This is a genomic window from Plantactinospora sp. CA-290183 (assembly GCF_050936375.1).
Lineage (GTDB): Bacteria > Actinomycetota > Actinomycetes > Mycobacteriales > Micromonosporaceae > Plantactinospora.
The window spans coordinates 54,452-61,799 of the sequence record NZ_JBNJMX010000021.1; the positions used below are offsets into that span (position 1 = coordinate 54,452).

At 69.6% G+C, this 7,348-nt stretch carries 7 protein-coding genes and 1 pseudogene; 1 reads left to right on the forward strand and 7 read right to left on the reverse strand.

Going from position 1 to position 7,348, the window contains the following annotated elements; genetic code table 11:
- Window positions 1-32 precede the first annotated feature (32 nt).
- From ACQEUR_RS21540 to ACQEUR_RS21570, 7 genes and pseudogenes are all read right to left on the reverse strand, one after another.
- The gene (locus ACQEUR_RS21540) at window positions 33-923 is read right to left on the reverse strand and encodes a carbohydrate ABC transporter permease (RefSeq protein ID WP_433034138.1); all 891 of its coding nucleotides are present in this window, start codon (window positions 921-923) and stop codon (window positions 33-35) included.
- The gene (locus ACQEUR_RS21545) at window positions 920-1,846 is read right to left on the reverse strand and encodes a carbohydrate ABC transporter permease (RefSeq protein ID WP_433034141.1); all 927 of its coding nucleotides are present in this window, start codon (window positions 1,844-1,846) and stop codon (window positions 920-922) included. The genes ACQEUR_RS21540 and ACQEUR_RS21545 overlap by 4 nt, the downstream gene beginning before the upstream one ends.
- Window positions 1,847-1,851: 5 nt before the next feature.
- Window positions 1,852-2,787 carry an extracellular solute-binding protein gene (locus ACQEUR_RS21550; protein WP_433034144.1) on the reverse strand — a complete coding sequence of 312 codons (936 nt, stop codon included), beginning with the start codon at window positions 2,785-2,787 and terminating at the stop codon, window positions 1,852-1,854.
- A gap of 284 nt (window positions 2,788-3,071) precedes the next feature.
- Complete coding sequence (locus ACQEUR_RS21555) at window positions 3,072-3,284, reverse strand: hypothetical protein (RefSeq protein ID WP_433034147.1); 213 nt, start codon at window positions 3,282-3,284, stop codon at window positions 3,072-3,074.
- Between the two features lie 84 nt (window positions 3,285-3,368).
- Window positions 3,369-4,112 (reverse strand): sugar isomerase domain-containing protein, encoded by a 744-nt coding sequence (locus tag ACQEUR_RS21560; protein WP_433034165.1) that lies wholly within the window; start codon window positions 4,110-4,112, stop codon window positions 3,369-3,371.
- A complete protein-coding gene (locus ACQEUR_RS21565; protein WP_433034149.1) occupies window positions 4,109-4,711 on the reverse strand; it encodes a MurR/RpiR family transcriptional regulator in 603 nt (200 codons plus the stop codon). The genes ACQEUR_RS21560 and ACQEUR_RS21565 overlap by 4 nt, the downstream gene beginning before the upstream one ends.
- Before the next feature lie 163 nt (window positions 4,712-4,874).
- Window positions 4,875-5,084: pseudogene (locus ACQEUR_RS21570) on the reverse strand (RpiR family transcriptional regulator); the annotation flags it as partial.
- A 34-nt stretch (window positions 5,085-5,118) separates the two neighbouring features.
- On the opposite strand from ACQEUR_RS21570, the gene ACQEUR_RS21575 reads away from it, so the two are divergent.
- Window positions 5,119-5,655 (forward strand): BadF/BadG/BcrA/BcrD ATPase family protein, encoded by a 537-nt coding sequence (locus ACQEUR_RS21575; protein ID WP_433034152.1) that lies wholly within the window; start codon window positions 5,119-5,121, stop codon window positions 5,653-5,655.
- Window positions 5,656-7,348 lie beyond the last annotated feature (1,693 nt).

The following is a 7,348-nucleotide window of genomic DNA, read 5'->3' on the forward strand; positions in this document are numbered from 1 at the left end:
TGGTCGGTCGCAGGTGGTGCCGGGGTGGTGTGTCAGCGCACCGCGCCGGCGGTGAGGCCGGAGCGGATCTGACGCTGGAAGAGCACGTAGGCGGCGAGGACGGGAAGCATCGCGATGGTCATCCCGGCGAACAGCCCGCTCCAGTCGCTGCGGTAGCCCTGGCTGACCGAGAGCGCGGCGAGGCCCTGGGCGAGGACGTAGCGGTCGGGGTCGGGATTGAGTACGAGGGGCAACAGGTACTGGTTCCACAGACCGAGGAAGTTGAAGATGGCGACGCTGACCAGCCCGGGGCGGGCGAGCGGCAGCATCACCCGGAAGCAGACGCCCCAGTGCGAGCAGCCGTCGAGGAAGGCGGCCTCGGCGACGGCCGCCGGCAGCGTACGGAAGAACGCGTGCAGGAAGAAGACGGTGAACGGCAACGCGTACGCCGTGTAGACCAGGATCAGTCCCGGATAGGTGCCGAGCAGCCCGAGCTGTTCGACCACGAAGAAGAGCGGCACGAGCGCGAGGAAGACCGGGAAGAGCAGACCCGAGACGAAGACGTAGTAGAGCAGCCGGTTGCCGGGGAACGGATAGCGGGCCAGCGCGTATGCGACCAGCGCGCCGAGCAGCATGGTCAGGACGAGCGCGCAGCCCACGACGATCGCGCTGTTGAGGAAGTAGCGGCCGATCGAGGCCTGGTCCCAGGCCCGGGCCCAGTTGTCGAAGCGGGGCGTCGCCGGCACGCTCCACGGGCTGGTGAGGATCTCCCGGTCGGTCTTGAGTGAGCTGAGCACCGCCCAGAGCAGCGGCAGGGTGACCAGCGCGGCCCAGCCGACCAGGAAGGCGTGGGCGACGGTGTCACCGCCGCGTCCGCCGCGCGGCGCCGGCTCCGCGCGGGGGGTCTCGGCGGGGGTGACCGGGGGGTCGGCGAGGATCGTCATGACAGCTCCACCCGTTCCCGGCGGCTCATCCGCAGCGCGAGCAGCGCGAGGGTCAGCGTCAGGAAGAACAGGGCCACGCCCATCGCGGCGGCGTAGCCGAACCTGCCGTACGTGAACGCGTTGCGGTAGAGGCCGAGGCCGATCACCTCGGTCGCGCCGTCCGGCCCGCCGGGTCCCACCGTCATGATCTGTACGACCGCGAAGCCGTCGAGCGCGAGTACGCCCAGGTAGACGAAGGCGACCTGCACGTTGTCCCACATCAGCGGCAGGATCACCCGGCGCAGCGTGGCGAGCCGACCGGCGCCGTCGAGGGTCGCCGCCTCCAGCAGCTCCCGGGGGATGGACTCCATCGCGGCCGAGAAGAGCACCGTGTAGAAGCCGACCGACGACCAGACCAGGACGGCCATCACCGCCCAGAGCGCCAGGTGCGGGTCGCCGAGCCAGGTGCGGGCCAGCGCGTGCAGGCGCAGGGTCCGGAGGAATCCGTTGAGCAGCCCCTCGTTGGGGTGGTACACGAACTGCCAGAGCACCGCGATGATCGGCAGCGAGAGCAGTTGGGGGAAGAAGAAGGCGACCTTGTAGAACTCGCCGCCACGGACCCCGGAGAGCATCGTGCTGTCCCGGCGTCCACCGAAGTTGACCAGTGCCGCGAGCAGCAGCCCGATCACGATGGTGCCCAGCGGCACGACGAGCAGCATCAGGCCGTTGTTGCGCAGCGCCGCCCGGAACGACTCGTCCGAGGCGAGCCGCTGGTAGTTCTCCAGCCCGACGAACGTGACGTCGCCCGACACCCCGGTCCAGTCGGTGAGCGACAGGTAGAACGCCTGCGCGTAGGGGGAGAGGACGAACACCGCGTAGACCAGCAGCGCCGGCAGGATCGCGCCGGCGAGGAAGCCGTACTTGCCGTGCCGCAGGGCCGTCATGACGGTTACCGGCGGTACTTTGTGACGCTGGAGTCGGTCGCGAGGGCGTCGGCGGCCTTCTGGATCCGGTCCGCCCAGACCGTGGGGTTGATCCGGCCGGTGCCGAGTTCACCGGTGGCGTCGTCGACCGCCTTGGCGAGCGGGGCGTACCAGGTCCGGAAGCGGTAGGTGAAGGTGTTCGGGCCGGCGGCGGTGACCGCTGCCCGCACCGAGCCGAGTCCGCTGCTCAGGGTCAGTCCGTCGGTCGCCCCGACGACGCTGGGCAGCGTGCTGTTGAGTTCGGCGAACCGCCGGGCGGCGGGTTGGGAGAAGAGCACCCGCAGGAACTCCAGGCCGCCGCGCGGGTTGCGGGCTCTCGCCGGTACGAGGAACGACTCGCTGCTGGCGGCCTGGATCGCACCGTACGGCAGTTTGTCGCCCGGGCCGAGGGAGGGCACCGGCCCCATCACCATGTCGAACCCGTCCGGGGTGACCCCCTTCTGCTCCGCCTCCAGCCAGGAGCCGCACGGGATCAGCGCCGCCTTCCCCCGCGACCAGGCGGCCTGTGCCTCGGTGTGTGACAGCGCCGCCGAGCCCGGCAGCAGGTAGCCCTCGCCGGCGAGCTGGTGGATGGCGCTGGCCGCGTCCAGCAGCGGTTGCTGCTTCCAGGCGCCCGGTTCCAGGTTGTCCACCGCCGTGACCAGGTCGGCGCCGCCGGCCTTGGCCGCCATGGCGAGCAGCGGATCGTTCAGGTACTCCGGATACTTGCCCTGGTACGTCCAGGGCGCGACGCCGGCCCGCTTGATCTCGGCGCAGAGCGCCAGCATCGCGTCCCAGGTGGTCGGGGCCAGGTCGGCCGTGCCCAGGTCGAAGGCTTTGGTTTCGAATGCCTGACGCCCAGACGGTGTGGAGGTGAAGTTGGGCGATGTGACCACGCCGCCGCCGATCGAAGGAAGTGCCACGCGTCCGCCACGACTCCGGGCAGGAGGGTGTCGCGTACCCGCTTGGCCGGGTCGTGCAGCGACGGCGCGTCGAGCAGTTCGGTCAGGTCGCCGAGCTTGCCCGCGCCGACCAGGGTGGCGAGGTCGAGTCGGCCGGCGCCGGTGTTGTCGACGACGTCCGGCGGGTTGTCCGCCACGAACCTTGGCTGGAGCGCCTCACCGACCTTCTGGATCGCCTTGTGGTCGATCTTCGAGCCGGGGAAGCGCTGCTGGTAGAGCGTCTCGGCGTGCCTGGCGTACCGGCATCAGCATGCCGCGCCGAAGATGACCTCGGCGGGCTCCAGCAGCGCCTCGGGTGCGCCCAGCGGGTTCTCCGGGCTGGTCTCGCCCTTGGCGGCGGCTGGTGTGTCGTCGCCGCCGCTCGTCACGCAGCCGGTGGCCAGCGAAGCGGCCAGGCCCCGCAGAAGCCCGCGTCGGCTGGGGCCGGTGCCGCGGTTGGTCGGGGAGGAGGATTCCATCGTCGGAGCTCACCTTCCACTCGGTGGTGCGTCGGATGCCTCTTCGGGTGTCGCCGCCGCGTCCGGTTCTCCGGGGGAGCGTGCTCAGGCGGTGCGGCGGATGCGACCGGCGTACCGGGCTTCCAGCTCGTTGTTGTGCGTGTCGCCGCCGGGCACGTTCGCCGACAGGTAGACCGGCGGGGCCTGCCCGGCGGCGAGCAGCCGGGCGACGACCTCGGTGACGATCTGCTGGGCGAGGAGCGCCCCGGTGATCGAGGAGATGGCCCCGACCGCGCCGCCGCCGGGGAGCGGCAGGGCGGCGTCGCCGTACGGCGCGCCGTTGTCGAGTACGACGTCGGCGATGTCGGCGAGCCGCCGACCGGACGGATGCCGCGACTCGACCCGGGCGGTGTGGTCCAGGGAGGTGATCCCGATCAGCCTGTGCCCCCGGTCCCTCAACAGCAGCGCGAACTCCACGATCACGCCGTTGACCCCGGAGTTCGAGGTCAGCACGAACACGTCGTCGGGGCCGTGGGCAGTCGCCGGCCAGTGCGCGGCTTGATCGCGTTGCTTGATCTCCAGGACCTCGCGGTCGGCTCCGCCGTAGAGCACGAGGTCGCGCAGGGCGATCCGGTTGGTCGGCACGAGTCCGCCGGCCCGACCGGCGATCTCCATCGAGAGCGCTTCGGAGTGTCCGCAGCCGAAGGCCTGCACCACGCCGCCCTGGCCGAGCGCGGTCGCGATCAGGTCGGCGGCGGCGTGCACCGCGTCGTGCTGTGTCTCGGTGACCCGTCCGATGGCCGCCGTGACGGCGTTGAGGTACGCCGATGCGCTGATGGTGGTGGTCATCGCCCCTCCGTGGTCTTGACGCGTCGGCGGGTGGCCCGCTGCGGTTCGTCGGGTAGCCGGTGGGCGTCCACGGCCCGAGCCGTGACCTCGAACGCCTCGGTGGTGCGTTGGTAGGTGAGTTGCGCGACCGCGACGTAGATCAGGTCCAGCACCAGGAGCTGTGAGTGCAGCGCGGAGAGCGCGGCCAGCCGGAACGTCGTCTCCTGTACGGCCGTGGTCATCACCACGTCGGCGACCTCGGCCGCGGGCGAGCGCGGGAACGAGGTGACCGCGACGGTGAGCGCGCCGTGATCGGCGGCCTCGGCCAGCACCTCGATCACCTCGCGGGTGCGCCCGCTGTGCGACAGTCCGATCGCGACGTCGCCGGGATTGAGCAGCGCGGCGTTGGTCAGTGCGCTGTGCGGGTCGGCCCGGTGCCAGACCGGCACCCGGATCCGTTCCAGCCGGAAGGCCATCTCCCGGGCGGCGTTGCCCGAGCTGCCGAGTCCGAACAGGTCCACCCGCTGGGCTTGGGCCACCGCCGCCGCCACCCGGTGGACGGCGGCGAGGTCGACCTGACCGGCGGTGTCCTGGATCGCCCGGGCGTCCGCGTTCGCCACGACCTCCAGCAGGTGGTCGAGCGGGTCGTCCGGACCGATTTCGCGGTCGATGTCGGTGTCCCAGCGGGCCTGGGCCGCCCGCCCGGTCTCGGTGGCGACCCATGACCCGCAGTTCGGCGTAGCCCCGGTAGCCGAAGACCCGGCAGAAGCGGGTCACCGTGGCGGTGGAGGTGCCGGCGCGCTCGGCCAGGTCGATGATCGTCGAGCGGGCGGTCTGCTCCGGCGCCAGCAGGATCTGCTCGGCGACCCGCTGCAACGCGACCGGCAGCGTGCTCAGCTCGGTGCGCACCCGGCCGAGCAGCCCGCTCTCCTCCATCGTCATCCCTTTCATGGATGTGCGTTGATGATGAAAATTATGACCGCCGAGGCTCATCAGTCAATAGGTTTGACTTTTTCGATGGAAATCCTTGTGGCGGGGGCCAGGGCGCCGGTCACCATCGGCGGCGGCCCAGGCCACCCCACTCGTCCTCGGCGGTGACGGCGGCGGCACGACGACCAGGGCCGCCGTCGCCACCGTGGACGGTCAGGTGGTGGGCGCGGCCGGGCCGGGGCCGGAAATCCGGTCGCCGCCGGCCGAGGCGGCCGACGCCCTGGCGGCGGCGGTCGGGGAGGCGCTCGGCGACCACGACCCGACCCGGGTGGTCGGTGGCGTGATCGGCCTGGCCGGCGTCTCCCGACTGGCCGAACCGGAGGTGGCCGCGGTCTACGCCGACCGGTGGCGACGGATCGGCCTGCGCTGCCCGATGCGTCCGGTCGGCGACGCGGTGGTCGCGTTCGCGGCCGGCACCCCGGCCGTGACGGGCAGCGTGTTGATCGCCGGCACCGGCGCTGTCGCGGCCGAGGTGCGCGACGCGACGGTGGGCCGGACCGCCGACGGGCTGGGCTGGCTGCTCGGCGACGAGGGGTCGGGGTTCTGGCTCGGGTTGACCACGCCAGCGCGCTGAGCAGCGGCGTTCGCTCTACCAGGAGCGCCGTCGAGGCCACTGACGCTCATCCGGCCAGCGATCGTACAGCAGGCCGCGACGCTATCGCCGATCTACCAGCTCGACCAGGGCGGTTGGCGCGCTGCCCAGCGGCCGAGCAGCAGCAACGGCGAAGGCCCTCGGCATCGTCGCGGCCGCCGTGCCGCTGGCGAGCACCTCATCTCTTCACCGGTGCCCAGGTCATCGATGCGCTCGCAGCAGCATGCTCACCAGCGGCCTGGCGATCAGCAGCCGTGCAGGCCGGATCTCGGCAGCTGTTGATGGCCAGCTCAACTCGGTGACAGTGCTCGGTGCAGACAGGCCAGCGCAGGCTCTGCTGCCAGGCGGGCTGTCCCACTGGACACACTGCTCACACCCCAGCGCGCTGGCTTGTGTGCGGCTGTCTGGCTGCCAGACAGCCATGCAGGCCGGGGCGTGTTCAGGGAGATAGCACTGTCAGGCCGGCTGTCTCTCCAGCCAGCCCTCAGCCAGCCTCCGCGATGCTGCGCAGCATCCATCGCGTCTGCCAGAGCACGAGCACAGCAGCAGGCAGTCACTGCCTTTTAGCCGACAGTGGCCTGCACCCTTGACCAAGATGTTCAGCTCCACGTCCTGCCTTCCAGGTGTGTTGGCCTGCTCAGTGAGGTCAGCCTGTGGAATGGTCTGGCAGCCCGAGCAACCCCTGCCGCATTGCTGCCAGGTTGGTGGAGGTGGTGACCAGTCCCAGCCGCCGACGGACCTCCTGCCAGCTGAGCCTTGCAAGCCCCGGTGCCAGCAGTGCCATTCAGCGCGTGATCTGCTGAGGTTGCAGGGCAGCAGCCCGCAGTGTCAAGCAGGCCGTCAGCAGTGCAGCCTTGGGCGTCAGCTGCCGAGTCAGCCACCTCCTCTCTGCCTTGACCCACAGCTGACATGGCAGGATCTCGATATGAATGTACTCAGCCCAGGATCAACGCAGCCTTCCAAGATCCAGGGGTTGGCCAGCCGCAGGGTCAGCAGTTCAGGCAGCCAGCATCAGCTGGGCCTGTGGCCGGCCTCCTGCACAGCGTGCCAGTGGTCATGTTGCTGGCCTTCAGCAAACCTGTGTGCTGGCTGTGGGTGTGTGGGTCTCCGTGCCGTGGGCCTTCCTGGATGAGTTGGCTGGCTGAGTCCTGCACTCAGTGTGTTCTGGCCTTCGGACCTGGTGCAGCTTCGGTGTGCTGATGTGTCCGTGGATGGCTGGGCAGTCTGCAATGACATGCTGTCCAGCAGCCTGCTTGCTGTTGCAGAATGTAGCTTTCTGGGCTGTCATCTGCGGCGGCGCCTGCCCACGTCACCGTGGTCAGCCTCAGCCCAGCAGATGAGACCTCCCAGCCAGACCACCTCCTCCAGGTCTGCTGCCAGGCAGCAAGCAGTCATCTACAGGCAGCATTTTTGTACTCAGGCCGTCAAGTCATCAGGCTACAAATGAGATGGGCTTCCTGGGACATTTCAGAGGATCTGGTCAGTGTATAGTGCCTTTCAGGGCAGGCACTTGGCTATGTTGGCAGTCACAGTCATGTCATTTGCTCCTCCAGCTCGCAGTGCAGGCTTCCTTCTGGCTCTTGTCAGCATGTTCTCTGAGCCACAGCCTTGAACCTGCAGTGGCTATGCAAGGCAGCGTGTCTGCTCCAGCACCATGTTTGCTCAGTTCCAACAT

Bases quoted from the DNA above. Each gene is read 5' to 3' on its own strand.
- ACQEUR_RS21545 (WP_433034141.1), bottom strand. From the start codon at position 1,846: ATGACGGCCCTGCGGCACGGCAAGTACGGCTTCCTCGCCGGCGCGATC.
- ACQEUR_RS21540 (WP_433034138.1), bottom strand. From the start codon at position 923: ATGACGATCCTCGCCGACCCCCCGGTCACCCCCGCCGAGACCCCCCGC.
- ACQEUR_RS21560 (WP_433034165.1), bottom strand. From the start codon at position 4,112: ATGACCACCACCATCAGCGCATCGGCGTACCTCAACGCCGTCACGGCG.
- ACQEUR_RS21555 (WP_433034147.1), bottom strand. From the start codon at position 3,284: ATGGAATCCTCCTCCCCGACCAACCGCGGCACCGGCCCCAGCCGACGC.